24 protein-coding genes and 2 tRNA genes are annotated in these 23,712 nt (G+C 62.5%); 13 read left to right on the top strand and 13 right to left on the bottom strand.

Annotated features, from left to right (window positions below):
• Window positions 1-12: 12 nt before the first annotated feature.
• Both Q1V51_RS09005 and Q1V51_RS09000 read left to right on the top strand, forming a co-directional pair.
• Entirely contained in the window at window positions 13-1,035 is a 1,023-nt protein-coding gene (locus Q1V51_RS09005) for a LysM peptidoglycan-binding domain-containing protein (RefSeq protein ID WP_300555533.1), read from the top strand.
• Between the two features lie 86 nt (window positions 1,036-1,121).
• A complete protein-coding gene (locus Q1V51_RS09000; protein ID WP_300555532.1) occupies window positions 1,122-2,981 on the top strand; it encodes an ABC transporter ATP-binding protein/permease in 1,860 nt (619 codons plus the stop codon).
• Here Q1V51_RS09000 and Q1V51_RS08995 read toward each other — a convergent pair.
• The 3 genes from Q1V51_RS08995 to Q1V51_RS08985 all read right to left on the bottom strand — a co-directional run bounded on the left by Q1V51_RS08995 (window position 2,978) and on the right by Q1V51_RS08985 (window position 4,608).
• Window positions 2,978-3,565, bottom strand: coding sequence for a 2-hydroxychromene-2-carboxylate isomerase (locus Q1V51_RS08995; protein ID WP_300555530.1), 588 nt, complete (start codon window positions 3,563-3,565; stop codon window positions 2,978-2,980). The genes Q1V51_RS09000 and Q1V51_RS08995 overlap by 4 nt on opposite strands.
• A gap of 10 nt (window positions 3,566-3,575) precedes the next feature.
• Window positions 3,576-4,313: an SDR family oxidoreductase gene (locus Q1V51_RS08990; protein WP_300555528.1), complete on the bottom strand. Its 738-nt coding sequence runs from the start codon at window positions 4,311-4,313 to the stop codon at window positions 3,576-3,578.
• Window positions 4,314-4,532: 219 nt separating this feature from the next.
• Window positions 4,533-4,608 (bottom strand) — tRNA-Asn (locus tag Q1V51_RS08985).
• Window positions 4,609-5,002: 394 nt separating this feature from the next.
• On the opposite strand from Q1V51_RS08985, the gene Q1V51_RS08980 reads away from it, so the two are divergent.
• The 3 genes from Q1V51_RS08980 to Q1V51_RS08970 are packed head-to-tail and all read left to right on the top strand — an operon-like array spanning window position 5,003 to window position 7,050.
• Window positions 5,003-5,353 (top strand): DUF962 domain-containing protein, encoded by a 351-nt coding sequence (locus Q1V51_RS08980; RefSeq protein WP_300555526.1) that lies wholly within the window; start codon window positions 5,003-5,005, stop codon window positions 5,351-5,353.
• A gap of 32 nt (window positions 5,354-5,385) precedes the next feature.
• Window positions 5,386-6,906, top strand: coding sequence for an FAD-binding domain-containing protein (locus Q1V51_RS08975; RefSeq protein WP_300555524.1), 1,521 nt, complete (start codon window positions 5,386-5,388; stop codon window positions 6,904-6,906).
• Window positions 6,907-6,909: 3 nt separating this feature from the next.
• Window positions 6,910-7,050: a DUF2256 domain-containing protein gene (locus Q1V51_RS08970; RefSeq protein WP_300555522.1), complete on the top strand. Its 141-nt coding sequence runs from the start codon at window positions 6,910-6,912 to the stop codon at window positions 7,048-7,050.
• Here Q1V51_RS08970 and Q1V51_RS08965 read toward each other — a convergent pair.
• Window positions 7,047-8,567 carry a cryptochrome/photolyase family protein gene (locus tag Q1V51_RS08965; RefSeq protein WP_300555520.1) on the bottom strand — a complete coding sequence of 507 codons (1,521 nt, stop codon included), beginning with the start codon at window positions 8,565-8,567 and terminating at the stop codon, window positions 7,047-7,049. The two genes, Q1V51_RS08970 and Q1V51_RS08965, sit on opposite strands and share 4 nt — an antisense overlap.
• Before the next feature lie 80 nt (window positions 8,568-8,647).
• On the opposite strand from Q1V51_RS08965, the gene Q1V51_RS08960 reads away from it, so the two are divergent.
• Window positions 8,648-9,331 carry an SDR family NAD(P)-dependent oxidoreductase gene (locus Q1V51_RS08960; RefSeq protein WP_300555518.1) on the top strand — a complete coding sequence of 228 codons (684 nt, stop codon included), beginning with the start codon at window positions 8,648-8,650 and terminating at the stop codon, window positions 9,329-9,331.
• 100 nt (window positions 9,332-9,431) lie between these two features.
• Here the strand turns inward: Q1V51_RS08960 and Q1V51_RS08955 are convergent.
• Window positions 9,432-9,505, bottom strand: a tRNA-Cys gene (locus tag Q1V51_RS08955).
• 184 nt (window positions 9,506-9,689) lie between these two features.
• Here Q1V51_RS08955 and Q1V51_RS08950 point away from each other — a divergent pair.
• From Q1V51_RS08950 to Q1V51_RS08930, 5 genes are all read left to right on the top strand, one after another.
• A complete protein-coding gene (locus tag Q1V51_RS08950) occupies window positions 9,690-10,343 on the top strand; it encodes a protein-L-isoaspartate O-methyltransferase (RefSeq protein ID WP_300555516.1) in 654 nt (217 codons plus the stop codon).
• A 216-nt stretch (window positions 10,344-10,559) separates the two neighbouring features.
• A complete protein-coding gene (locus Q1V51_RS08945; protein ID WP_300555514.1) occupies window positions 10,560-11,954 on the top strand; it encodes a TolC family outer membrane protein in 1,395 nt (464 codons plus the stop codon).
• Window positions 11,955-12,044: 90 nt separating this feature from the next.
• Window positions 12,045-12,629 carry a DUF2497 domain-containing protein gene (locus tag Q1V51_RS08940; RefSeq protein WP_300555512.1) on the top strand — a complete coding sequence of 195 codons (585 nt, stop codon included), beginning with the start codon at window positions 12,045-12,047 and terminating at the stop codon, window positions 12,627-12,629.
• Between the two features lie 73 nt (window positions 12,630-12,702).
• Window positions 12,703-15,729 carry a valine--tRNA ligase gene (locus Q1V51_RS08935; RefSeq protein ID WP_366522729.1) on the top strand — a complete coding sequence of 1,009 codons (3,027 nt, stop codon included), beginning with the start codon at window positions 12,703-12,705 and terminating at the stop codon, window positions 15,727-15,729.
• Window positions 15,730-15,732: 3 nt separating this feature from the next.
• A complete protein-coding gene (locus tag Q1V51_RS08930) occupies window positions 15,733-16,692 on the top strand; it encodes a DUF3137 domain-containing protein (RefSeq protein ID WP_300555508.1) in 960 nt (319 codons plus the stop codon).
• Here Q1V51_RS08930 and mnmH read toward each other — a convergent pair.
• The gene (gene mnmH / locus Q1V51_RS08925; protein WP_300555506.1) at window positions 16,646-17,728 is read right to left on the bottom strand and encodes a tRNA 2-selenouridine(34) synthase MnmH; all 1,083 of its coding nucleotides are present in this window, start codon (window positions 17,726-17,728) and stop codon (window positions 16,646-16,648) included. The two genes, Q1V51_RS08930 and mnmH, sit on opposite strands and share 47 nt — an antisense overlap.
• Before the next feature lie 50 nt (window positions 17,729-17,778).
• Here mnmH and selD point away from each other — a divergent pair, with 50 nt between their 5' ends.
• The gene (gene selD, locus Q1V51_RS08920; protein ID WP_300555504.1) at window positions 17,779-18,831 is read left to right on the top strand and encodes a selenide, water dikinase SelD; all 1,053 of its coding nucleotides are present in this window, start codon (window positions 17,779-17,781) and stop codon (window positions 18,829-18,831) included.
• Window positions 18,832-18,835: 4 nt separating this feature from the next.
• On the opposite strand, the gene Q1V51_RS08915 is transcribed toward selD, so the two are convergent.
• The 5 genes from Q1V51_RS08915 to Q1V51_RS08895 form a co-directional block, all read right to left on the bottom strand.
• Window positions 18,836-19,639: a DUF2145 domain-containing protein gene (locus Q1V51_RS08915; RefSeq protein ID WP_300555502.1), complete on the bottom strand. Its 804-nt coding sequence runs from the start codon at window positions 19,637-19,639 to the stop codon at window positions 18,836-18,838.
• A complete protein-coding gene (locus Q1V51_RS08910) occupies window positions 19,626-20,000 on the bottom strand; it encodes a hypothetical protein (protein WP_300555500.1) in 375 nt (124 codons plus the stop codon). Before Q1V51_RS08910 ends, Q1V51_RS08915 begins: the two co-directional genes overlap by 14 nt.
• A 118-nt stretch (window positions 20,001-20,118) precedes the next feature.
• Window positions 20,119-20,976 (bottom strand): DUF2145 domain-containing protein, encoded by an 858-nt coding sequence (locus Q1V51_RS08905; protein ID WP_300555498.1) that lies wholly within the window; start codon window positions 20,974-20,976, stop codon window positions 20,119-20,121.
• Between the two features lie 2 nt (window positions 20,977-20,978).
• Entirely contained in the window at window positions 20,979-21,266 is a 288-nt protein-coding gene (locus tag Q1V51_RS08900) for a hypothetical protein (RefSeq protein ID WP_300555496.1), read from the bottom strand.
• A gap of 92 nt (window positions 21,267-21,358) precedes the next feature.
• Window positions 21,359-22,147: an exodeoxyribonuclease III gene (locus tag Q1V51_RS08895; protein ID WP_300555494.1), complete on the bottom strand. Its 789-nt coding sequence runs from the start codon at window positions 22,145-22,147 to the stop codon at window positions 21,359-21,361.
• Between the two features lie 122 nt (window positions 22,148-22,269).
• Between Q1V51_RS08895 and Q1V51_RS08890 the strand changes: the two genes are divergently transcribed.
• Entirely contained in the window at window positions 22,270-22,623 is a 354-nt protein-coding gene (locus tag Q1V51_RS08890; protein ID WP_300555492.1) for a hypothetical protein, read from the top strand.
• On the opposite strand, the gene Q1V51_RS08885 is transcribed toward Q1V51_RS08890, so the two are convergent.
• Both Q1V51_RS08885 and Q1V51_RS08880 read right to left on the bottom strand, forming a co-directional pair.
• Window positions 22,620-23,303, bottom strand: coding sequence for a nitroreductase (locus Q1V51_RS08885; protein WP_300555490.1), 684 nt, complete (start codon window positions 23,301-23,303; stop codon window positions 22,620-22,622). The two genes, Q1V51_RS08890 and Q1V51_RS08885, sit on opposite strands and share 4 nt — an antisense overlap.
• A gap of 24 nt (window positions 23,304-23,327) precedes the next feature.
• On the bottom strand, window positions 23,328-23,681 hold the full coding sequence (locus Q1V51_RS08880; protein ID WP_300555488.1) for a DUF1428 domain-containing protein: 354 nt from the start codon (window positions 23,679-23,681) through the stop codon (window positions 23,328-23,330).
• Window positions 23,682-23,712: the final 31 nt, after the last annotated feature.

The following is a 23,712-nucleotide window of genomic DNA, read 5'->3' as shown; positions in this document are numbered from 1 at the left end:
AGGAGGCAGAACATGGCCGCAACGCGGTCGTTCATTATCGCCGCAGTCCTGGCCGCGCTGGCTATCGCCGCCGCGCTGACTTTTATCATGTGGCCCTCAAGCCCGGAACCGGATGCTGCGCCGGCACCGCCGCCGGAGGTTGCCGCCGATTCGGGTACGACCATAGTGTCCGAAGATGAGACGTCGACGCTGATCGCGCCGCCCGTTTTTGACATTGTACGGGTCGATCCGCGCGGATCTGCTGTCATGGCCGGCCGGGGTGAGCCCGGTGCCATGATCCAGGTGCTGGCCGATGACGAGCCGATCAGTTTCCGCCATGACGGCCGCATGACGACGGAGATGCCGGTCAATGAGCAGGGCGAGTGGGTCATTATCCGCGAAGACCCGCTGCCGACCGGAGCGATCCAGCTGGGCCTGTTGATGCGCACGGCATCGGGGCGCGAGCTGCGCTCCGAGCAGGTCGTTGTGGTCTCCATCCCCGAAGTGCCCGGTCCCACGCCGCTGGTGGTTGTCGGCCGCCCGGGTGAAGCCAGCCGGGTCTGGCAATGTCCATCCTGCGCCGACGCCGAAATGGGCGCTCTGGTGCTGGAAACCATTGATTATGACGAGACCGGTGCCGTCCTCTTCTCGGGCCGGGCCGAAACCGGCACCCTGGTTCGCATCTTTGCAAATGGCGCCCTCGTGGGTGAGGCCGAGGTCGGCAATGATGGCCGCTGGGATCTGCAGGCGGGTGCCTTGCTGGCTCCGGGCATTTACGACCTCCAGGTCGACCAGGTGACCGAAGACGGTCTGGTAACCGCCGTTATAGCTCTGCCCTTCGAGCGCGTCGCACCGGAAGACCTGGAGATGGGGCCTGACAGCGTCGTCGTGCAGCCGGGTAACTCGCTCTGGCGTCTGGCTCGCCGTCTCTACGGTGAGGGCATTCAGTACACGGTGATCTACCAGGCCAATCGCGACCAGATCCGTAATCCTGACCTGATCTATCCGGGCCAGGTCCTGCAGGCCCCGGACACGGACGAACCGCAGGGCGGTTAGGTCCGACCTGGCGCTAATTCTCATCCAGCACTGGCGGGGGGCGTGAAAGCCCCCTATCTCTTGCGGCGATGAGACCGTCTACCCCCTTGAGCGAAGAAGAAACCCAGCAGGCCCCCAAGGGCTCGCTCGGGACCGCTATGTGGCGCCTGTTCGGGCTACTCGCATCAGATGACATGAAGCGCTGGCGTTTCCGCATGGGCCTGGCGCTGGGCCTGACTGTGATCGCCAAGATCTTCGCCGTGGCTGCCCCCGTCTATTTCGGTGAGGGCATCAATATCGTCTCAGCCCGCGAGGCCGGAGAGACCGTAGCCAATGCCGCGACCCTGTTTGTCTTTGCCTTCCTGGCTTATGCCGGCGCGCGTTTCCTGTCCGCCGGTCTGCCGCAACTGCGGGACGGCCTTTTCGCCCCCGTCTCCCAGGATGCCCAGCGCATCACCCAGGTCCGCGCCTTTGGCCATGTTCAGGGCCTGTCGCTCGCCTATCATCAGACCAAGCGGACCGGGGCGCTGAACCGGATCATCGACCGCGGCGCCCGGGCGGTCGATTTCCTGATGCGCTTCCTGATTTTCAACATCGCCCCAACCCTGCTCGAACTGGTGCTGGCCGCCGGCATACTCAGCTTCAATTATGGTTGGGAGTTCGCGGCGATCGCGGTTGTCACGGTGATTGCCTACATGTCGCTGACCTGGACGGTCACGGAATGGCGGGTGAAGATCCGCCGGCGCATGAATGAGGCCGATAATGAAGCCAATGCCCGTGCCGTCGATACGCTGATCAATTTCGAGACGGTGAAGGCCTTCGCCGCGGAAAAGCGCGAGACCCGGGCCTATGACGATGCCCTGACGCGCTATGCCGGGGCCGCGGTACGTTCGCAGTCCTCGCTGGCGCTCTTGAATGGCGCCCAGGCCTTCATCATGAATGCCGGCCTCCTGGCCATGGCCCTGACCGCGGGCTGGAAAGCCTGGACCGGTGTGCTGCAGCCCGGTGATGTCGCGGCGGTGACCCTGATCCTGATGAATATCTATCAGCCGCTGAACATTCTCGGCTGGGCCTATCGCGAGATCAAACAGGGCGCGGTCGATATGGAGCGCCTGTTCGATACGCTGGCGATCAAGCCAGACGTCGCGGACGTGCCGGATGCCGGCCAGCTCACGGTCACCGGCGGTGCTGTGCGCTTTGATGATGTCAGCTTCGCCCATGATGGCCGCTCACGCTCGGTCAGCAGCGTTTCGCTCGATATCCCGGCGGGCAGTTTTGTCGGTCTGTGCGGCCCCTCGGGGGCGGGCAAGTCGACCATGCTGAAACTGCTTTTCCGCTTCTATGACCCGGAAAGCGGGCGTGTGTTGATCGACGGTCAGGACCTGACATCGGTTGAGCAGGACAGCGTGCGCGACGCGCTTGGTCTGGTCCCGCAGGAAGTCGTCCTCTTCAATGATAGTTTGCGTGCGAATGTTATCTATGGCCGACCTGATGCCAGCGATAAGGACATCATGGATGCGCTGGAGCGGGCTCAGCTGGGTGAGTTTGTCCGCAACCTGCCCGAGGGCCTGGAAACCAAGGTCGGTGAGCGCGGTCTGAAGCTCTCCGGCGGTGAAAAGCAACGGGTCGGCGTGGCCCGGGCAATCCTCAAGGATCCGGCGGTGCTGGTGCTGGATGAAGCCACTTCGGCGCTCGACAGCGAGACTGAGAAAGAAGTCCAGGCCGCCCTGTCAGAGGCGGCCCGGGGCCGGACCACGATTGCCGTGGCCCACCGCCTGTCCACCATTGCGGCGGCCGACCAGATCGTGGTCATGGATGAAGGCGCCATCGCGGAGACCGGCACGCATGCGGAACTGCTCACCCTCGACGGCATCTACGCCCGCATGTGGGCGCGTCAGAGCGAGGCCGGCGGCGGTGAGGTGGTCGAGTTTCCCGCCGGTGCCGATCGCGCGGCGAGCGAGGTCTAGGCCAACGCCGCCTCGACGAAATCCAGCCGGTCCTGGCCGAAGAACATCTCCTCGCCCATGAACAGGGTCGGCACGCCGAACAGGCCGCGGGTCACCGCGTCTTCGGTGGTTTTGATCAGGATCTTTTTCACCTCGGGATCGTCCATCCCGGCGATCAGATCATCAGCTGGCAGGCCGGCCGCCTCCATCACCTCGCGCACGACATCCAAATTCCCCATATTCTTGCCGTCGATCCACATCGCATCAAACATCGCGTCCATATAGGCGGGCAGACAATCCAGCTTGATGGCGACGAGGGCACCGCGCATCAGTTTGAGCGTGTTGATGGGGAAGTGCGGGTTGAAATTGATCTGGACATTATAGCGCTTGGCAAAGCGCGGCAGATCATGGGTCAGCATATACGCGCCCTTGGCCGGTATGGTGACCGGACTGACATTACCCGTCGCCTTGAACACCCCGCCCAGCAGGACCGGCCGGTAATCGACCTTCAGGCCATGGCTCTGTTCGAGCTGGCGCAGGCGCTTGAAGGCGAGAAAGGCTGTGGGGCTACCGAAGTCGAAATAGAAATCGACGGTCTTGGTCATCATAATTCTCCTACCAGCGCTCAACCCAGGGCCGGACATCGAGCTCGAAAGTCCAGCAATTGCGCTTCTGTTCATGCAGCATGAGATAGCTCTCGGCCAGATCGTCCGGTTCAACAACGCCGTCATTGGCCTTGAGCTCTTCGTATTTGGGGTGGTTCTCGGCGATCCAGGCCGTGTCCACCGCGGCATCAATGACGATATGGGCGACGTGGATATTCTTCGGGCCAAGCTCGCGGGCCATGGATTGGGCCAGGGCGCGCAGACCGTGCTTGGCGCTGGCAAAGGCCGCAAAGCCGGCACCGCCGCGGACGCTGGCCGTCGCTCCGGTAAACAGGATCGTGCCGCGTTCACGCTCGACCATATGCCGCGCCGCCTCGCGCCCGGTGAGAAAACCTCCGAAACAGGCCATCTCCCAGATCTTGCGAAACTTGCGGCTGTCCGTGTCGAGGATCCTCATCGGCACATTGGCACCGACATTGAAAACCACGCAGTCCAGAGGTCCGATCTCGGTCTCGATCTGCTGGAACAGGGCTGTGACCTGATCCTCGTCGCGTGCGTCGCAACTGAAGCCGTGCGCCTGGCCGCCGGCAGAGCCGATTTCCTGGACCAGATCGCCAAGCTTGTCGCCATTGCGCCGCGCCGCACAGACCGTGTAGCCGGCGGTTGCGAACTTGCGAACGATGGCGCTGCCAATGGCATCACCGGCGCCCATCACCAGAACCGTGCCCCTGGTGCCCGGATTGCTCATTGCGACCTCCCATACGTCCTGATGCGCTGTTGCGTAGAGATTTGCGCGGAACGGGGTGGTGGTCCAGCGGGAGCGGGGAATTGGGGCTATGCACTGGTGCAGTGGCGGCGTCACAGGCCCGGAAACATGTGGGGGGCTGGGGCGATGCAGGATAGCCACTAGTCTGGCTGGTGAGTTGCCAAATAGATGCGTTGCTGTTGTGAAAAGCTCTCGCGAGAATGGCTCCCCCGGACGGGCTCGAACCGCCGACCCGGTGATTAACAGTCACCTGCTCTACCAACTGAGCTACAGGGGAATACCGTTTCTCAAGCGAGATGGGGCGTATATCAGAGCCCTCGGCAAAGGCGCAAGCACCGATGTGCGTCAGATGCACATCCTCGCTGCAAAAACTCATCCGCGAAATGCGCAAAAAAAAATCGGGAGCCACGGAGGCTCCCGAAAAGGCATTGGGTGGATGGTGGGGTGTCTTCACGGGAAGACGTGTACAGACTTCGGCTGGAACCCTTAAAGAGGGGTTAATGCGTCCTGTCGAATTGGGTATTTCGTTTAGCGTCCTTGCCGAATCCCTAATAGAGTCAAATTAATGCGAGGAATCTGGTAAATCCGTTATTGGCCCTGAGGAAAGCCGTTTCGTGCTTCGAAACGGGCTGTGTTACTGATTCGCCAGCGAATCACTGGGGAGGTGAGAGATGCGCGAACACACCAGTTTTGCCGAATTTTGGCCCTTCTATCTGCGCGAGCATGCGCGCCCGGCGACCCGGTCCTGGCACTATGTCGGTTCGACCCTGGCCATCGGCGTCGTGCTCTGGGCCCTGGCGACCCAGACCTGGTGGGCTCTGCTGGCGGTGCCGGTTTCCGGTTACTTCTTTGCCTGGGTCAGTCACGCCTTCGTCGAGCGCAACAAGCCGGCCACCTTTACCTATCCGCTATGGTCGCTGATCGCGGACTACCGCATATTTGCATTCTTTCTCGCCGGTAAGCTGGGCGGTGAACTGGAAAGGGCCGGTGTCACGCCTGACGGCGCTGTGATCGAAAACTAGTCCTTCCCACTGACCCGCCTATCTGAGCCGTCATGGCGGCTCAAACCCAAATCGTCTGGTTCAAACGGGACCTTCGTGTCGAGGATCACGCGCCTCTGCGCCTCGCGGCCGAGGCAGGCCCGGTGCTTCCGGTTTACATCATCGAGCCGGACTATTGGGCACTGCCGGATACATCCGGCCGCCATTATGACTTCCTCCTGGAGACGCTGGACGAGTTGAGCCAGCAGCTGTGTGCGCTCGGTGCGCCGCTCGTGGTCAAGACCGGCGAGGCGAGGGACGTATTGTCGGCCCTGTTTGCGGCTTATCCGGACTGCCGGCTGCTCTCGCATGAGGAGACCGGCAATCAGTGGACTTACCAGCGCGATATTGCGGTTGGCGCGCTGGCGCGTGAAGCAGGGGTGGAGTGGCTGGAAGTGCCGCCGGGCGGTGTCATCCGCCGCATGAAGTCGCGCAATGGCTGGGCCGCGCGCTGGGACAAGGACCGCGCCGGGCCGGTGTCCGGCGCACCGGCGTTTTGCGGCGTTGATTGGCCGGCCGATCCAATCCCGGATGCAGAACAGCTTGGGCTTAAAGCCGATGCTTGTCCGCAACGCCAGACCGGCGGCCGCGCGGCGGGACTCAACGCTCTCAACAGTTTCCTGACCGAGCGCGGGGCGCCTTACCGAAAGGCGATGTCTGCGCCAGATGCGGCCGCCCGGCACTGCTCGCGCATCTCGCCCTACCTGGCGCTGGGCTCGCTTTCAATGCGCGAGGTAGCCCAGGCCGGCTGGGCACGGCAGGCGGAAATCGAGACAGCGGGACAGCGCGGCGGCTGGTCGGGGGCGATGCGCTCCTTCATGTCGCGCCTGCATTGGCGCGATCATTTCATGCAAAAACTTGAGGATGAGCCGGAAATTGAATGGCGGGACATGCACCCCGGCCTCGAGGGGTTGCGGCCGCGCAGCGCCGACCCGGAGCGCCTTGACGCCTGGGAGAGAGGCGAGACCGGCGTGCCTTTCATCGATGCCTGCATGCGGTGCCTGAACCAGACCGGGTGGATGAATTTCCGCATGCGCGCCATGCTGGTCTCCTTTGCCAGCTATCATCTCTGGCAGCCCTGGCAGGCGACCGGTGAGCGTCTGGCGCGATTGTTCACGGATTACGAGCCGGGCATTCACTGGTCCCAGGTGCAAATGCAGTCAGGCACGACGGGAGTAAATTCGATCCGCATCTACAACCCGGTGAAACAGGGGCTGGATCAGGACCCCGATGTCCGCTTCATCCGGCGCTGGCTGCCCGAGCTGGAACCGGTCCCGGCGGACTTCATTCATGAAGTCTGGCGGTGGCCGGGCTTTGAGGCCGCGCTGGAGGGGCGCTACCCCCGACCGGTCGTGGATGTGATGCAAGCCGCGCGGGAGGCGCGCGAACGGGTCTTCGCGGCGCGCAAACAGCCCGGCTTCAAGGATGCCTCGCGCCGGGTGCTCGCCCGCCATGGCAGCCGGGCGCCCATGCGCCGGCGCTCCAATCCGCCGCCGCAAGCCAAACCCGACAATCAGCTCCAGCTGGATCTTTAAGCCATGGCCCGCCACGCTTCACGCAAACCCAAGCCGACCAAAACCTGTGCCACCTGCGGCCTGCCGTTCGAGTGGCGCAAGAAGTGGGAGAAGGTCTGGGACGAGGTGAAATACTGCTCCGAGCGCTGCCGCCGCAGCCGCTAGAGCTTGGCCAGCACGTCGCGGGCGCGGGCCCGATAGGCGTCCTGCTTGTCTTCGCTCATCCGGTCCCAGTTGCGATAGACCGGGCCCAGCCGGGGGTTGCCGCGCAAGGCTCCCTGATTGCGATCAAGAAAATCCCAGTAGAGCGAATTGAACGGGCAGGATTGCGGGCCGGTCTTGTCCTTCACCTTGTAACCGCAAGAGCCGCAATAATCCGACATGCGGTCAATATAGGCACCGCTGGCCGCGTAGGGTTTCGATCCGAGCAGGCCGCCATCGGCAAATTGCGACATGCCGATCACATTGGGCGCTTCGACCCATTCATAGGCGTCGGTGTAGACCGCCAGATACCACTCGTGCAGTTCGAACGGATCGACACCGGCGAGCAGGGCGAAAGTGCCGGTGACCATCAAACGCTGGATGTGGTGGGCATAGCCGTGCTCAAGCGTCTGGCCGATGGCGGCCGACATGCAGGCCATGTCCGTATCGCCGGTCCAGTAAAACTCCGGCAGGGGCCGATCGGCACCGAGCGCATTGCGGCGGACATAGTCCGGGCCCTCGCGCCAATAGATGCCGCGCACATATTCGCGCCAGCCGATGATCTGGCGGATATAGCCCTCGACCGCGTTCAGCGGTGCCCGCCCGGCCCGATATTCTGCCTCGGCCCGCTTGCACAGATCGAGTGGATCCAGCAGGCCGGCATTGAGATAGGTCGACAGCAGGGAGTGATAGAGGAAGTCCTCGCCTGACAGCATCGCGTCCTGGTAATCACCGAAGGCCGGCAGGGCTCGGGCGATGAAATGATCGCGCGCGGCCTCTGCGTCCTTCCGGGTGACCGCCAGCACAAACGGCTCGAGCTGGCCGATATGATCGGCGAAATGGGTGCCGACGAGATCAAGCACTTCGCGGGTGAGGGCATCAGGCCGATAGCGCGGGGCTTGTGGCATGAAGAGGTCGCCGACAGCGGGTTTGCGATTCTCGGCGTCGTAATTCCACTTGCCGCCAGCGGGCTTGTCGCCCTCCATCAGGAGCCCGGTTCGCCGCCGCATCTCGCGATAGAAATACTCCATGCGGAGCTGTTTGCGGCCGTCCGCCCAGCGCTCGAACTCACCATGTGAGGCGAGGAAGCGAGTGTCCTCGCAGATCAACACGTCCACACCGAAGCGCGCCTGCCAGGTGTCCATCTCCTGTTTCAACCGCCACTCGCCCGGCTCGGTCACGATCAGCCGGTCATAGCGCGTTTGCTCCAGCCGCTCCGAAACCGCGGAGGCCAGATCCGGGCAGGGGGATGTCGGGTCATAGCGGGTATTGTGAACCGTCCAGCCGGAAGCGCGCAGCTCCTCGGCGAAATGGCGCATGGCCGCGAAGGTGAAGGCGATTTTCTTCTTGTGATGGCGGACATAGCGGGCCTCGGCTGCGACCTCCGCCATGACGATCTCGGCGCGCTGTGGTGAGCTGGCTGCCAGGCTGGCGAGGTCGGGGGAAAGCTGATCGCCGAGAACAAGAATGAGATCGGTCATGCCGTGTGCCTTTTTCCAGACGCTGGTTGGATTACGTCTGGCGTGAACAAACGGACCTGCGAGACATGGACGGGCAAGAAATGAACAACAGTCGTGCGATTGTGGTCGGAGCTACGGGCGGGATCGGTGCGGCGATTGCGTCGGCGCTGTCGGCGCGTGGGGGCATCGAGGTGGTGGAGCTGTCTCGCGCCAACGGGTGCGACCTGACCGATGAGGGCTCGATCGAGGCGGCGGCCCGGCGCTGCGCCGAGGCGGAGAGCCCGATTTCGCTCGTGTTCGATGCGACCGGCGTCCTGCATGGCGAGGGCTTCATACCGGAACGCTCCTGGCGCTCGCTCGACCCGGAGCACATGGCCTGGAGCTATGCCGTCAATGCGATCGGCCCGGCGCTGCTGATGAAACACTTCCTGCCGCTCCTGCCGCGCAAGGGCCGCAGCGTGTTCGCCACTCTTTCGGCGCGCGTCGGATCGATCGAGGATAACCGCCTGGGCGGCTGGCACAGCTATCGCGCTTCCAAGGCGGCGCTGAACCAGTTTGTGCGGTCGAACGCGATTGAGCTCGCCCGCAAGGCGCCTGAAGCGATCTGTGTTGCCCTGCATCCGGGCACGGTGGAGAGCGGTCTGTCCGAACCATTCGCAAAGTCGGGCCTGAATGTGCGCCCGCCGGAGGAAGCCGCCGAAGATTTGCTGAATGTCATTGACGGCCTGAGTTCCGCCGATAGCGGACAGCTGTTCGATTACAAGGGGGAGCGTATCCCGTTTTAGCGCCACGGCGCAGTCTGCGCCGCAAGCGCGACTGCGCGCCGGGCTCTAGCCCGCCCCATCGGAGCGGTTCGCAACGCGAACAAGCATGAGATCAAGGAGGTGGAGGCACCGCCCGGAATCGAACCGGGGTACACGGATTTGCAATCCGCTGCGTAGCCACTCCGCCACGGTGCCGAAAAATGCAAGACGGGTTCTATAGCCACCGCTCGCGCGATGGGCAATCGGGCCCGGCAGATAGACCTGCAGTTTTTGATAATTCCCAGCAATGTGTCGCGGGCGCAGTGAGGTGCTTGCCGCAGCGAGGCGGCACAGGATATATGGCTGCTCATTCATCCCGCCGTGCGGCAAGGAGATTCCCGTGAGCGATTTCGCAGAAGCCCGCCAAGCCATGGTCGACAGCCAGATCCGTCCGTCCGACGTGACCGATCGCCGTTTGCTCGCTGCTTTTGAAAGCGTGCCGCGCGACTTGTTCACGCCGCGCTCCAAGCATGCTTCTGCCTATGCCGATGCCGAGGTGGCAACCAGTGACCAGCGCCGCATGATGCGTCCGCGCGATCTGGCCAAGCTGATCCATGCTGCCGATGTAAAGGCTGACGAGTTGGTGCTCGATATCGCCTGCGGCCGGGGCTACTCCACCGCCATCCTGGCACGCATGGCCGAAACCGTCGTCGGTGTCGAGAATGATGAGGACGGCCTGTCCCGAGCCAGTGACATTCTCAGCCAATGCGAAGCCGATAACGCGGTTGTGATCGATGCCGACCCAAAGAACGGCATGCCGGATCAGGGCCCGTACGACGTTGTTTTCGTCAATGGTGCGGTCGAGGAAGTTCCGCAGACCTGGCTCGACCAGCTTGCTGAAGGCGGCCGCCTCGCTGTGGTCGTTCGCAAGGGCCCGGTAGGCAAGGCAACGATTTTTTCCCGCTCTGCTGCGGGAATCGGCGAGCGCGTCGTGTTCGACGCCGCAGTCTCCCCCTTGCCGGGCTTCGAGCGCGAACAAAGCTTCTCGCTGTAGCCCGCCTTTTCAGGCTGCGACGGTTTTGCCTATGGAAAACCGTTCCAAGCCCACGTAAGGCTCATTACGAAAAAATCGGAGTGAACAGTGTTCACTTTTAATGTCGCCATGCCTATATCCACGCCAGCCGGCTTTTGGATGGGGTGCGGCGGTATTTGTGCTAGACAGTAATTTGTGGACAGGGGCCCAGCGCTCCACTCAGTGCGAGGAATGATCATGCTGCGTATGTCGAAATGGGCGATCGCCCTGGCCGGGGGTGTTTCGCTGTTCGCAGTGGGTGTCGATGCCAATGCGCAAACGCTGAGCGAAGCGCTGGCGCAAGCCTATAACTCGAACCCGACCCTGCAGGCCGAGCGCGCCAGACTGCGGGTGACGGACGAGGGACGGGTCCAGGCCCGTTCGGCACGCTTGCCGTCCATCTCGGCCGATGCGTCGATCTCTCGCAACAGCACGGAGAGCGAAAGCACCTTCGTTATCAACGGGACGCCGGTCTCCTCCAACAGTGAAACTGACTCGACCCCGAAGAATTATTCTATCTCCGCCAACCAGGCGCTGTTCCGCGGTGGACGGACCTCCGGCGCCATCGACCAGGCCACGGCCCAGGTCATGGCCGGCCGCGAAACCCTGCGCATTGTCGAGCAGAGCGTGCTCGTTGACGCCGTGACCGCCTTCATGGATGTGCGTCGCGACAGCGAAGTGGTCTCGATCCGCCGCAATAATGTGGAAGTCCTGAACCAGCAGCTGCAGGCCGCCCGCGACCGTTTTGAAGTGGGTGAGATTACCCGCACCGACGTCGCCCAGGCCGAGGCGCGCCTGTCGGGCGCCCAGGCCCAGCTGTCCGCGGCCCAGTCCCAGCTGGCCGCCAGCCGAGCGGCCTATGAGCGTGTCACCGGTCAGCCGGCCGCAACACTGCAGGAGCCGCCGGCGCTGCCGGATCTGCCGCAAAGCCTCGCCTCCGCCGCTGAGCTTGCCTATGCCAACAGCCCGCAGCTCCTGGCCGCACAATATGGCGAGGAAGCCGCACGCTACGGCATCCGTGTCGCGCGTGGCGCCATGCTTCCTGAAGTCTCCCTGTCCGCGTCGGCTTCTGCCGCACGTGATTCGCAGTTTTCCGGCGATAGCCGCGACACGACCTCGGTGACGGCGCGGGTTTCGATGCCGATCTTCACCGGTGGCCTGAACCGCTCGCGTGTCCGCGCCGCCGTGGCGCAGGAGGACCAGGCGCGCTTCCAAGTCAATGAAGCCCGCCGCCAGGTCACCGAAGGCGTGACCAATGCCTGGAGCGGTTATGTCGCCTCCCTGGCTGTGATTGAATCCTCCTCGCAGGCGGTCCGCGCCAACGAGATCGCCCTCGACGGGGTGCAGCAGGAAGCCTTTGTGGGCTTGCGGACAACGCTGGATGTGCTCAATGCCGAACAGGAATTGCTCGATGCCCGCCTGACCCTGGTGACTGCGGAACGCGACAGCTATGTCGCGGGTTTCCGCTTGCTCCAGGCCATGGGGCTCCTGTCCGCTGAAGCGCTCGGACTGAATGTCGACAGCTATGATCCTGCAGCTGGGGATAACTCCCGTGGGCTCTTCAATAACTTTGACTTAACGCCCTGGAATTAACCATATTGGCGAATCTGAGGGGTGGACATGCCCTGTTCACCCCGGTTTATTCGCGTGTAGCGAGAAGAAACCGCCAAAGGATCTGCTGTCATGGCTGAAGCCGCCGAAAACGAACCGTCAATGGAAGAAATCCTGTCCTCGATCCGCCGGATCATCAATGAGGACGAGGACGAAGCCCCTGCGGAGGAGGCGGAAGCTGCTGCCGAGGCTCCGGCCGAGGACGACACCAATAGCCAGGACGACATCGATTCGATGTTTGACGCGGCTCCGGTCGCCGAGGAAGAACCGGCGGCGGACGATGTGCTTGAGCTGACCGACATGGTCGACGAGCCGGACACGGGCACCGACCCGCTGGCGGTTGATGATGATCTGATGATCGTCGACCGCGAGGAAGAGGCCGTTGCCGAAGCCGAGCCGATGGTCGATTTCGACGCAATCGAAACGGAAGCCGCGGACGGCATTATGTCCGACACGGCCGCGACGGCTGCGATGGGCTCCTTCCATACCCTCGCTGACACGATCCGGATTTCCGAAGAGGAAGGCCGCACGCTCGAGGGTGTTGTGCGCGCCATGCTGCGTCCGATGCTGAAGGAATGGCTCGACGCCAACCTGCCGTCCATCGTCGATGAAAAGGTACAGGCCGAGATCGACCGGGTATCCCGTCGCCGCCGCTAATCCTTTCGTCGAAGACTCAAATCATTTAAGGGCATCGACGGAAACGTCGGTGCCCTTTACTTATGCGCGTATCATGATGGACAAGACCTTTAATCCTGCCGAAGCCGAAGCCCGCATCTATGCGGACTGGGAAGAATCCGGAGCCTTCAAGCCGAAGGACGATCCCAATGCCGATCCGTTCTGCATTGTCATCCCGCCGCCCAATGTGACCGGCCGCCTGCATATCGGCCACGCGCTCAATAATACGCTGCAGGATGTGCTGACCCGCTATAAGCGCATGCTCGGCGACAGCGTGCTCTGGCAGCCCGGTACTGACCATGCGGGCATTGCCACGCAGATGGTTGTCGAGCGGCAGCTGGCCGAGCGGCAGGAGCCGTCCCGCCGGGATATGGGCCGGGAGAAATTCCTCGAGCGCGTCTGGGAGTGGAAAGAGGAAAGCGGCGGTCAGATCATGACCCAGCTGCGCCGCCTCGGTGCCTCCTGTGACTGGTCGCGCGAGCGTTTCACCATGGGTGAGAAAGACGCCGAGAACGACCAGATGCAGGCCGCCGTGATGAAGGTCTTCGTCGAGCTCTACAATCAGGGCCTGATGTATCGCGGCAAGCGGCTGGTGAACTGGGATCCCAAGTTCGAGACGGCGATTTCCGACCTCGAGGTCGAGAATATCGAAGTCGACGGCCATATGTGGCACTTCAAATACCCGCTCGCCGGCGGCAAGACCTATACCTATGTCGAGAAGGATGCGGACGGGAATGTCGTGCTGGAGGAAGAGCGCGACTACATCTCCATCGCCACCACGCGCCCGGAAACCATGCTCGGCGACGGCGCTGTGGCCGTGCACCCCGATGATGAGCGCTATGCGCCGATCGTTGGCGAGCTGTGCGAAATACCGGTCGGCCCGAAAGAGCATCGCCGCCTGATCCCGATCATCACCGATGAATACCCGGACCCGGAATTCGGATCGGGTGCGGTGAAGATTACCGGGGCGCATGACTTCAATGATTACGAAGTCGCCAAGCGCAACAATATCCCGCTCTACCGTCTGATGGACACCCAGGCCGCCATGCGCGCCGATGGCGCGCCTTACGCGGAATGTGCCCAGCAGGCCATGGCGCTGGCCAAGGGCGCGGACCTGCCCTCCGAGGCCGAGGTCGACGCCATCAATCTGGTGCCGGAAGATTATCGCGGGCTCGATCGCTTCGAGGCGCGCGAGAAGATCATCGCCGATATCTCCGCTGAAGGCCTCGCCGTCATGGTGACGCCGGACGCCAAGGAGGGTGATAAAGAGCCGCCGCAGCCGGTTCCTTACGTCGAGAACAAGAAAATCCAGCAGCCCTTCGGTGACCGCTCCCATGTCGTCATCGAGCCGATGCTGACGGACCAGTGGTTTGCCAATGCCGGCGAGCTGGCCAAGGAGGCCATCGCCGCGGTTGAGGACGGGCGCACCACCTTCCATCCGAAAAACTGGGAAAAGACCTATTTCGAATGGATGCGTAATATCCAGCCCTGGTGCGTCTCGCGCCAGCTCTGGTGGGGCCACCAGATTCCGGCGTGGTATGGGCCGAGCTATCATGTTGAAGAACGTGATGGGCAGCGCCATGTCGAGACAGATTTCCTGAAGCCGCAGGTTTATGTGGCGGAGACATTCGAGGATGCTGCTAGGCAGGCGCGCGAATATCACAAGGGCTTCGGGCTGGAACCGGAAGAGGTTCTCGAGCTTGGTGGGCCGGATGAGGCCGAAAAGAGCCGAGGGTTGGCTCCGCGAGCGATCGGCCTCTATCGAGACCCCGATGTCCTCGACACCTGGTTCTCTTCCGCCCTGTGGCCGTTCTCGACCCTGGGCTGGCCGGAGAACACCAAAGAGCTTCAGCGCTTCTATCCGAACGCGGTTCTGATCACCGCCTTCGACATCATCTTCTTCTGGGTCGCCCGCATGATGATGCAGGGCCTGCACTTCATGAAGGATGAGAACGGCAAGCCGCAAATCCCCTTCAAGGACGTCTACATCCACGCCCTCGTCCGTGACGAGAAGGGCCAGAAGATGTCCAAGTCGAAGGGCAATGTCATCGATCCGCTCGAACTCGTCGACGAGTTCGGGGCCGATGCCGTGCGCTTTACGCTCGCCTCCCAGGCCGGGCAGGGGCGCGATATCCGCATGTCCAAGCAGCGGGTTGAAGGTTATCGCAATTTCGGCACCAAGCTGTGGAATGCGGCGCGTTTCTGCGAGATGAATGAGTGCGCGGTGCCAGACGGCTTTGATCCCAAGACCGTCAGCCAGACGGTCAATAAGTGGATCCTGTCGGAAGCCCAGGCGACGGTCGCCGCCGTCGAGAAGGGCCTCGCCGAATACCGCTTCAACGAGGCGGCTGCGGCAGCCTATCGCTTCACCTGGAATATCTTCTGCGACTGGCACCTGGAATTCGCCAAGCCGCTGCTGCAGGGCGATGACGAGGCCGCCAAGGCCGAGTGCCGGGCCACCACGGCTTATGTGCTCGATATCGCGCTGAAAATCCTGCACCCCTTCATGCCGTTTGTGACCGAGGCGCTGTGGGAGCAGACCGGCAAGCGTGACACGCATCTCATCGTCGCAGACTGGCCGCGCCTTGAGGGTCTCGACGATGCCGAGGCCCAGTCCGAGATGGACTGGCTGATTTCCGTCATCACCGATATCCGCCGCGTCCGCGCCGAGATGAATGTGCCGGCCGGTGCCCAGCTCAATGCGGTCGCTGTTGGCGCGTTCGACGAGATCGCCGGCTGTATCGAGCGCAATCGTCCGCTGATCCAGCGCATGGCGCGCCTGGCCGAGATCACCCTCGGCGACAGCGTCCCGCCGGCCTCGGCCCAGACCGTGATCGGCGAGACCACCTTCGCCCTGCCGCTGGAAGGCGTCATCGATTTTCGTGCCGAGCGCGAACGCATCGCCAAGGAGCTGAAAAAGATCGATGGCGAGATCACGCGCCTGGAGAAAAAGCTCGGCAACGAGAAATTCGTTGCCAATGCGCCGGAAGCCGTGGTCGCTGAACAGCGTGAAAAGCTGGGCGATTACACCGCCCAGAAAGCCAAGATGGCGGAGGCCCTGTCCCGGTTGGAGCAGGCCTAGGTCATGGCCGGGGATCGCTTTGACACCCTTTGGGAAGACAAGCTCAAGCCCTGGCTGCAATCGGTCGAGGGGGATCGCAAGAAGGCCTTGCGGAACTTCTGGACCTACAGCCTGCTGGGCGTGGCGATGTTTATCGCCGCCCTGATCGCGCTGGAAGTGCTCAATGATGATCTGGGGGGGCTCGTCCTGATGGCCCTGGCGCCCTGCGCCATTGTTTTCATCATCGGCCTGACCAGCCTTGAAAATGTGCGCAAGCGGGTCAAGGCAGAGCTCAATACCCAGATCGCCGAGGTCTGCGGCATGTCTTACTCGGCGAAAGTCTATGAGACGCCGCGCTTCGACGTGTTTCGCGATCTGGGCATGCTACCGGGGCATACGCGGCGCACGTTCGAGGACTCGTTCTCCGGTACGGTGCGGGGCTGCGATTTCGAGCTTTATGAGGCGCATCTGGAACAGCGCCGCCAAAGCGGCAAGCGCAGTTATTACGTCACCGTCTTCCATGGCGCGCTGATCCGCGTCACCTTTCCGCGCCGCGTTGAGGGCGTCACGGTGATCACCCGCGACCAGGGCTGGTTCAATGGGCTCACCGCGCTCGGCCGGTCCTTCGGCTCGCAGAAACTGGAGCGCATCGGCCTCGTCGATCAGCGCTTCGAGCGCGCCTTCGAGGTCTATGGCTCTGACCAGGTGCTGGCGCGTTACATGGTGACGCCGGACTTCATGGAAAAACTCCTGGCGCTGGAGACCGCCCTCAAGGGCAAGAGAATACGCGCCGCTTTCGACGAGAATTCCGGGCAGGGCGAGCTGTTGATCGCGGTCGAGACCGGCGATCTGTTCGAGGCCGGATCCATGTTCAAACCCTTGGCCGATCAGGGCCGGGTGATGTACATCGTCAAGGAAATCCAGCTGGTCACGGAGATTATCCGCGTGCTGGTTGAGCGTGGCGAGACGGAGCTGCAGCGGTAATCCGGTCAGCAAGGTCGTCCAAGGACTGATCGTCCAGCGCGTCTGTCTTCAGGATGGTTTCCGCCCCACCCCGCTGGTGTCGTTGCCGGGCCCGGTCATAGGCCGGGTCGTAGTGCGCCTCAACCAGCTCGGCCGCCAGCGATTCGAAGTCATCGGCATCGCCGAGTTCGAGCCACCGGTTGATCGTTTCGCCGCCGTGAAAGCGTTTAAGGCCTTCAATGGCTTCACGAAGCTGGGCCGAGTTGTCGGCCAGGTCCGGATAGGCCGTCAGCAGGTATCGTGCCCGGGCCTGGACCGGGGCGTCGATTACCAGTCGCGGTGCAGCCTGCATCGCGTCCCAGAGGCCTTGTGGCACGCGCCTTCGGCCGACCAGGCGGCTCTCGGCCTCGACATAGATAGGTCGCTGAAGATCCAGCTCCCGCATCTGCGTCCAGAGCCGGGTGTCGAAGGCTTTCTGGCTCGGTTGCTCGGCCCTGGCGAAACCGCCGAAGACCGAGCCGCGATGCCGGGCCAGGCCTTCCAGATCGATTACCTGCTCGCCGCGGCTGGCGAGAATGTGCAGAAGTTTGGTCTTGGCCGTGCCGGTCTGACCGTCGATCAGGACGACCGGCCAGGGCGTCTCGGCCTCAAGCCCGGCCGAGACCTGCTCGCGCCAGGTCCGGTACCCGCCCTTGATCAGCGTCGCCCGCCAGCCGACGGCGCCGAGCACCATGGCCATGGAGTTCGAACGCATTCCACCGCGCCAGCAATAGATCAGCGGTTTGAAATCCTTGGGCCGGTCGGAAAGGGCCGTCTCGACATGGTGCGCAATATTGCGCGCTGTCAGTGCCGCGCCCATGCGTCGGGCCTCGAAAGGCGAAACCTGTTTGTAATGGGTGCCGATCCGGGCCCGTTCCTCATCGCTGAGGACCGGCAGATTGATCGCGCCGGGCAGATGGTCTTCTGCAAATTCGGCAGGCGATCGCACATCGATAATGCAATCGAAGCGTTCCAATCCGGCCGCGGATAGGTCATCTGTGGTGGCGATGCTGTTCATCGGCAGATCCTGTCTTATCTGAGAGATAGGACATCAGCGGAGATTTTGGGATGATGGATGACACTGCACCGGTCCGGCTCAGCGCCCTGGCCCATGGCGGCGGTTGTGGCTGCAAGCTCGATCCGGCGGTGCTGAGCGATATTCTCAGTGGCGCACCAGCGCTCCCCATGCCCAGCAATCTCATTGTCGACGCCGCAACCCGTGACGACGCCGCGGTCTGGCATATCAATGACGACACGGCCCTTGTTGCGACCACCGATTTCTTCACGCCCATTGTCGATGATCCGGAGGTGTTCGGACGTATTGCCGCGACCAATGCGCTCTCGGACGTCTATGCCATGGGCGCCACACCGATTTTCTGCCTCGCCCTCGTGGGCATGCCGGTCAGCAAGCTGCCGCGCGAGACTGTGCGCGCGATCCTCGCGGGCGGGCGGGCCGTTGCCGAAGCCGCTGGCGCGCCGGTTGCCGGTGGACATTCCATTGATGCCGCGGAGCCGATCTACGGCCTGGTCGCGCTGGGTCTGGTTCATCCGGACCGTTTGAAGACCAATGCCGGTGCCCGGCCCGGCGACAAGCTCATACTCGGAAAACCGCTTGGTATCGGCGTGTTCAGTGCCGCGTTGAAGCGGGGCGAGCTTAGCGAAACGGCCTATGCCCAGATGGTCGCCTCGACCACGCGCCTGAACACGCCGGGCGCGGCGCTCGCGCGGCTTGATAGCGTGCACGCGATCACGGACGTGACCGGGTTCGGTCTGCTGGGTCATCTCAGTGAAATGTGCGAAGGCGCGGGCGCCACCGGGACCGTCGAGCGCGATCGGGTGCCGGTATTTGACGAGGCGCGCACGCTGGCCGAGGATGGCATGAAAACCGGGGCCTCGGGCCGCAATTGGGCCTCGTTGCAGGGCAAGGTCGAAACCCCGTCGGACTGGTCCGTAAAAGACGAGATCCTGTGGTGCGATCCGCAGACGTCAGGGGGGCTTCTGGTCAGCTGCGCACCGGATAGTGTCGATGAGGTTCTGGCGGTCTTTGCCAGTGAAGGACACAGCGATGCGGCGGTGATTGGGGAGGTCACCGCCGGCACGCCGGGAGTGCGCGTCGTTTAGCGCTCTAGCTGTCCCTGTCCGCGAGGAATTCAGCGTCCAGCTCATACACGTCACTGGCCAGGTTGAAGCGGGTCATGAACTGGCCCATCGAGGCAAAGGTGGTGGTCCGGATCGTGCCGCGATGATCATCGAGACGGATACGCTCATCGACGGAGGGGCCGAAGATCCGCTCGACCAGGCTTGTCTGTACCGGCGATGCATCGAGCCAGGCGGCCAGATTGGTCTTCAATAAGGTCCGGTCGGTCGTCTCCCAGGCTGCCGCAGCAACGATATCCAGCATGAATTCATTGCAGTTCTGGAAGCGGCTATCGAGCGGATTGGAGATCAGCGAATAGTCCGGCTGATGCAAGGCGCTGATCTCACCCCGGGCGAACAGGCCAAGCAGGCGGCGCTGCATTTCCGGCGAGGGGATGATGATCCCAACCTCGCCGACGACATCACCCTGGGTGAAGTTCAAGGGCCAGTCCTTGGCCAGATAGGACCGACGCTGGTCCTCCTCGCCGTGATAGAGATTATGCACCGAATAGCCGAAAAGTGTTTCGCCAGTTTCACTGACGACTTCGGAATAAATCCAGAAAGCGCCATGGGTATAGCGAATGCCGTCGGGCAGGTCTTCGCGGGCTCGGCCTGAGCGGAAAACCATGCCGATCCTTGCACCGCGCGCAGCCAGTTCGCGTTCAATCTGCTTGGCGAAATCCGCCGAGTCCTCGATGGCGAAGTGCGTGACAGGGCGGGCCTCGGACCCCGCCTGCGCATCCTCCGCACCCAGCACCAACAGGCAGAGGGCGGCGAGACTAGCGGTTCTCATCGGCTCGGACTTCGAAAGGGACATCGGGCGGTGGTGCGATGATCGTCTCCTCGGTGAGCTTGAGCGGTTCGCTGCCAAAGGTCAGCTCCATCATGTCTTCGGCCAGCTCCGCGCTCTCCTCGATGAAGAACGGGTCTCCGGTGGCCAGGGTCGCACCCGTGCCTGCAATCAGGACGGCGGCGCTCGGCGCCAGAACGAGGGTGCCCGAGGCGATAGTGGCTGCGACTTCTGTCGAGGCTGCGGCGCTGTCTCCGGAGGCTTGGGCAGCCGGCGGTCCGCTGTCATTGGCCTGTGCGGCCGGGCTGATCAGCAGCGCGGCCGCGACACTTCCGGCAATGGCGGTGGGATGCAGATGTTTCATGTCATTCTCCGTGTCACATTGGAAATCATGTGCGCGGAGAAGCAGGCTGGCCGTGAATATCATTCAGGCAAGCGGGAAAATTTGATTCACAAAAAGCCGGGGAACGGCGGCGTGAGGTCTACTCTGCCGCCATGGCCGGCGCTGGCGCTGATGGTGGATAAGCCGTGTCCTCGGCCAGGGAGAAGGGCGCATCGATCTCGAAGATCTGCTCCTCTTCAGCCAGGTCGAAGGCGAGCATGAAGTCCGCAATAGAGGCGAAGGTCGCGGTTCGGATCTCGCCATAATGGTCATCGAGACGCAGGCGCTGATCGATCAGCGGTCCAACCCAGCGCTGGAAGAAATTCAGATTGACCCGCGAGGCGCTGAAATAGGCGTCGAGATTGACCTTGATCTGCTCGCGGCTCGCAGTTTGCCAGATCGCCGAGGAGACGACGTCGAGCATGAACTCATTGCAGTTCTGGTAGCGACCATCGGCCGGATTGGAGAGCAGGGAATAGTCCGGTTGGTGCAGGGCTTCGAAATAGGGCGAGGCGATCACATCGATGATGCGTTGTTGCATCTCGGCATTGGGGATGATGACCCCGACCTGCCCGACAATATCGCCGCGGGTGAAGTCCAGTGGCCAGTCCTGGTAGAGGTTGGAGACCGTAACCGGGTCCAGCTCGTGGTAGAGATTGTATACGGCATAGCCGTATTGCGTTCCGCCGCCCTGGGTCGGGATGGGGGTGTAAACCCAAAAGGCGCCATGGGTGTAGCGAATGCCTTCGGGCAGTTCGGCGCGCTCACGTCCGGTCCGAAAGACCATCGCGACATAGGCGCCGCGCTGGGCCAGTTCGGCTTCGATCTGTTTGGAAAAGTTGGCCATCTCGACCAAGGTAAAACGATCGACCGGCTGCCCATTGCTTTCGCCCGCATCTGCGGACGGAGCCAGAAACAGTGCCGCGATCGCGGCCAAATACACCCCCAACAAACGCATGATCAGTCGCCCCGGTCCGGACCGTCATCATTGTCGACAATGACAGTTTCCCCGATCGGCAGGGGCGCGTTCTGGGTCTGGTTTTCCTGCCCGCCCTGACGCTCGCGCATTATGCGCTGGGTCTCGCGGGCATAGGTGCGCGCCCGTTCACGGTCAGAATCGTCGCGGGCGTAATCCACGCCACGGGACTGGATTTGTTGCTCGGCGGGCTGCGTTTGATTCGCGTCCTGGGCCAGGGCGGGCCCGGCGTAGACGGCAAGGGTGCAAGCCGAAATAAGGATGAAGCGCATCGGCGTGTCTCGTCCTTCTGGTTTCGCGTTAAAAGGACATTAACACACCTGCCGGGTGAACCCAGCCTGAATTTTGCGTGTTTCGGGCGAGGTTAGAGTGCAAAAGTGCCGACGATCGGAATGTGATCGGACGCCTTGGCCTGACCGCGGGTCTTTGTGTGGATCTCGATTTTTTCCAGCGCATCGGCGGCCTGGGCCGAGCACAGGAGATGATCGATCCGGATACCATAGCCCTTCTGCCAGGCACCGCCCTGATAGTCGAAGAAGGTGTATTGGTGGCCGCGATTGTCGAGCTGCTCGAAGGCTTCCGTGAGGCCGAGCCATTTTAGCTTCTTGAACGCGGCGCGGGTTTGCGGCAGGGCGAGGGCGTCGCCGGCCCAGACACCGGGATCCCAGCAATCGCTGTCGCGCGGGATACAGTTGTAGTCTCCCGCGAGAATCAGCGGCTCCTCCAGCTCCAGCAAGCCTTTGGCGTGCTGATAGAGGCGCTCCATCCAGGCCAGCTTGTAATCATATTTCGGCCCCGGGGCCGGATTGCCATTGGGCAAATAGATCGAGGCGACCCGGACCGGACCCGTCTCGGCAGCGATGACCGCCTCCAGATAGCGCGCCTGTTCATCCTCCTCATCGCCGGGCAGTCGCGCTGCACATTCCTCGATCGGATAGCGCGAGAGAATGGCCACGCCATTGTAGGACTTCTGGCCATGGGTCTCGATATTGTAGCCGAGGTCCTCGATCTCCATGCGCGGGAAGCCTTCATCTACCGTTTTGATCTCCTGCAGGCAGGCGACATCGGGTTTGGCCTCGCGCAGCCAGTCGAGCACGTTGGGCAGGCGGGCCTTGATGGAATTGACGTTCCAGGAGGCAACAGTCAGGGTCATGGTCGAATCTCGGCGGCTTCTCGTGGCGAGCATATTGCGTTCGTGCGCCGAGGAAAGCGCGCAGGCAGTGGATGCCCAGGAAATCCCGGTCTGAGCGACGGGCGACCTCCCGGGGGCAAGAGATGACCGACAACCCCATGCAGACACACTCTGTCCCCATGTTCTGGCTGGTCCTGGCCAGTCTTCTGGTCGGAGTGTTGGGGCTGGCCGGACTGGTTTTCTGGTTGCCCGCCGGACTTATTCTGGTGGACCCGAACGCGGTTGCCGCGGCACGGGCGTATGCGGTTTATGGTTCCGCTGGCCCGGTGGTCAGCCTCATTGCCCTTGTGATCGGCTGGGTGCGCGTTCGAGCCGGTAGCCGCAGTGCGGGTCTGAAATGGCTGATTGCCCTGCCATTGATATGGATGGTTGGCCTTCTGAGCTGGAGCTATTTCCTCACCACGGTTTGCGGTGGGGAGTGGAGCTGCCAGATCTAGAAACCGTCGAAGACCGCGAAGTCTTCAATGGGGACACGGCTTGAACGCAGGCTGTTCACGGCAGCGTCCTTGTCGGCATAACCCAGGGCCATGCCGCAATAGACGCGTTCATTGCCGGCAATGCCGAGCGTCTCACCGACAGTCTTGCAACGAGTCATCCAGGCCTCCTGGGCGCATGTCGCCAAGCCTTTGTCTTCCGCCGCGAGCATCAAGGCCATCATGAACATACCCAGATGGGCCCATTGATTGGCGTTCATGCGCTCGTCGAGGGTAAAGAACAGACCGACCGGAGCGTCGAAGAACTCGAAATTCTTCAACATCCAACCGAGGCGTTCCGCCTTGGCTTCGCGCGGGATGCCGAGTGTTTCATACATTGCCTCGCCAAGCTCGAAACGGCGTGAGCGATAAGGCTCCCAGAGCTTGGGCGGGTAGGCGCCGAACGCGTTCTCGTCCTCGAACGGATTGGCCTCGATCTTGGCGCGGACCGCGTCGATCACACGCTGACGAGCGTCCCCCGCGACCACATAGACTTTCCAGGGTTGCAGATTGCCGCCGGAGGCGGCCCAGCGGGCGGTGTCGAGAAGTTCGCTGATATCGCTCGTACTGACAGGCGTGTCGAGAAAGGCGCGCGTGGAAATGCGGGCGCGGATGAGGCGCTCAAACTGGGAGGTATTGGTCATGATCTGGGATCTAGTTCTGCAGCTCTAAAGGTCGACGATTTTCTGGAAGCCGCCAAAAATCAGGCGCTTGCCATCGAAAGGCGGGGTGAAGCTGGGATCGGTCATGCGCGGGTCCTCGCGCATGGCGAGCATGCCCTTGTCGCGGGTCTCCTTGTCCGGCCAGACCACATAGCCGGTGGCAATGGCCTCGCCTGGCTTGCGCTGGACCGCCATGGAGAAGGAGGTCTGCTCGCCTTCCGGAACATCGTCCTCCCAGGCGTCGACGCACATCAGCGCCCCTACATCCTTGAAAATCTGCGCACTGGCTTTGCCCAAAGCGATATAGGCCGCCTTGTTCTCGATCGGCACTGCGGCGATGTAAACATCGACGTATTGCATCCTGCTCCTCCCGGATTTCGGGCGAGCCTAG

It is taken from the genome of Maricaulis sp. (genome assembly GCF_030149235.1).
In the GTDB taxonomy this organism is placed as follows: domain Bacteria; phylum Pseudomonadota; class Alphaproteobacteria; order Caulobacterales; family Maricaulaceae; genus Maricaulis.
This window is presented reverse-complemented; position numbering and strand designations above follow the sequence as displayed.

Coding starts and splice junctions, on each gene's coding strand:
- Q1V51_RS09005 (WP_300555533.1), top strand. CDS start 13: ATGGCCGCAACGCGGTCGTTCATTATCGCCGCAGTCCTGGCCGCGCTG.
- Q1V51_RS08995 (WP_300555530.1), bottom strand. CDS start 3,565: ATGACCAAGACCGTCGATTTCTATTTCGACTTCGGTAGCCCCACAGCC.
- Q1V51_RS08990 (WP_300555528.1), bottom strand. CDS start 4,313: ATGAGCAATCCGGGCACCAGGGGCACGGTTCTGGTGATGGGCGCCGGT.
- Q1V51_RS08980 (WP_300555526.1), top strand. CDS start 5,003: ATGCGCGAACACACCAGTTTTGCCGAATTTTGGCCCTTCTATCTGCGC.
- Q1V51_RS08975 (WP_300555524.1), top strand. CDS start 5,386: ATGGCGGCTCAAACCCAAATCGTCTGGTTCAAACGGGACCTTCGTGTC.
- Q1V51_RS08970 (WP_300555522.1), top strand. CDS start 6,910: ATGGCCCGCCACGCTTCACGCAAACCCAAGCCGACCAAAACCTGTGCC.
- Q1V51_RS08965 (WP_300555520.1), bottom strand. CDS start 8,567: ATGACCGATCTCATTCTTGTTCTCGGCGATCAGCTTTCCCCCGACCTC.
- Q1V51_RS08960 (WP_300555518.1), top strand. CDS start 8,648: ATGAACAACAGTCGTGCGATTGTGGTCGGAGCTACGGGCGGGATCGGT.
- Q1V51_RS08945 (WP_300555514.1), top strand. CDS start 10,560: ATGCTGCGTATGTCGAAATGGGCGATCGCCCTGGCCGGGGGTGTTTCG.
- Q1V51_RS08940 (WP_300555512.1), top strand. CDS start 12,045: ATGGCTGAAGCCGCCGAAAACGAACCGTCAATGGAAGAAATCCTGTCC.
- Q1V51_RS08935 (WP_366522729.1), top strand. CDS start 12,703: ATGATGGACAAGACCTTTAATCCTGCCGAAGCCGAAGCCCGCATCTAT.
- Q1V51_RS08930 (WP_300555508.1), top strand. CDS start 15,733: ATGGCCGGGGATCGCTTTGACACCCTTTGGGAAGACAAGCTCAAGCCC.
- mnmH (WP_300555506.1), bottom strand. CDS start 17,728: ATGAACAGCATCGCCACCACAGATGACCTATCCGCGGCCGGATTGGAA.
- selD (WP_300555504.1), top strand. CDS start 17,779: ATGATGGATGACACTGCACCGGTCCGGCTCAGCGCCCTGGCCCATGGC.
- Q1V51_RS08915 (WP_300555502.1), bottom strand. CDS start 19,639: ATGAGAACCGCTAGTCTCGCCGCCCTCTGCCTGTTGGTGCTGGGTGCG.
- Q1V51_RS08910 (WP_300555500.1), bottom strand. CDS start 20,000: ATGAAACATCTGCATCCCACCGCCATTGCCGGAAGTGTCGCGGCCGCG.
- Q1V51_RS08905 (WP_300555498.1), bottom strand. CDS start 20,976: ATGCGTTTGTTGGGGGTGTATTTGGCCGCGATCGCGGCACTGTTTCTG.
- Q1V51_RS08900 (WP_300555496.1), bottom strand. CDS start 21,266: ATGCGCTTCATCCTTATTTCGGCTTGCACCCTTGCCGTCTACGCCGGG.
- Q1V51_RS08895 (WP_300555494.1), bottom strand. CDS start 22,147: ATGACCCTGACTGTTGCCTCCTGGAACGTCAATTCCATCAAGGCCCGC.
- Q1V51_RS08890 (WP_300555492.1), top strand. CDS start 22,270: ATGACCGACAACCCCATGCAGACACACTCTGTCCCCATGTTCTGGCTG.
- Q1V51_RS08885 (WP_300555490.1), bottom strand. CDS start 23,303: ATGACCAATACCTCCCAGTTTGAGCGCCTCATCCGCGCCCGCATTTCC.
- Q1V51_RS08880 (WP_300555488.1), bottom strand. CDS start 23,681: ATGCAATACGTCGATGTTTACATCGCCGCAGTGCCGATCGAGAACAAG.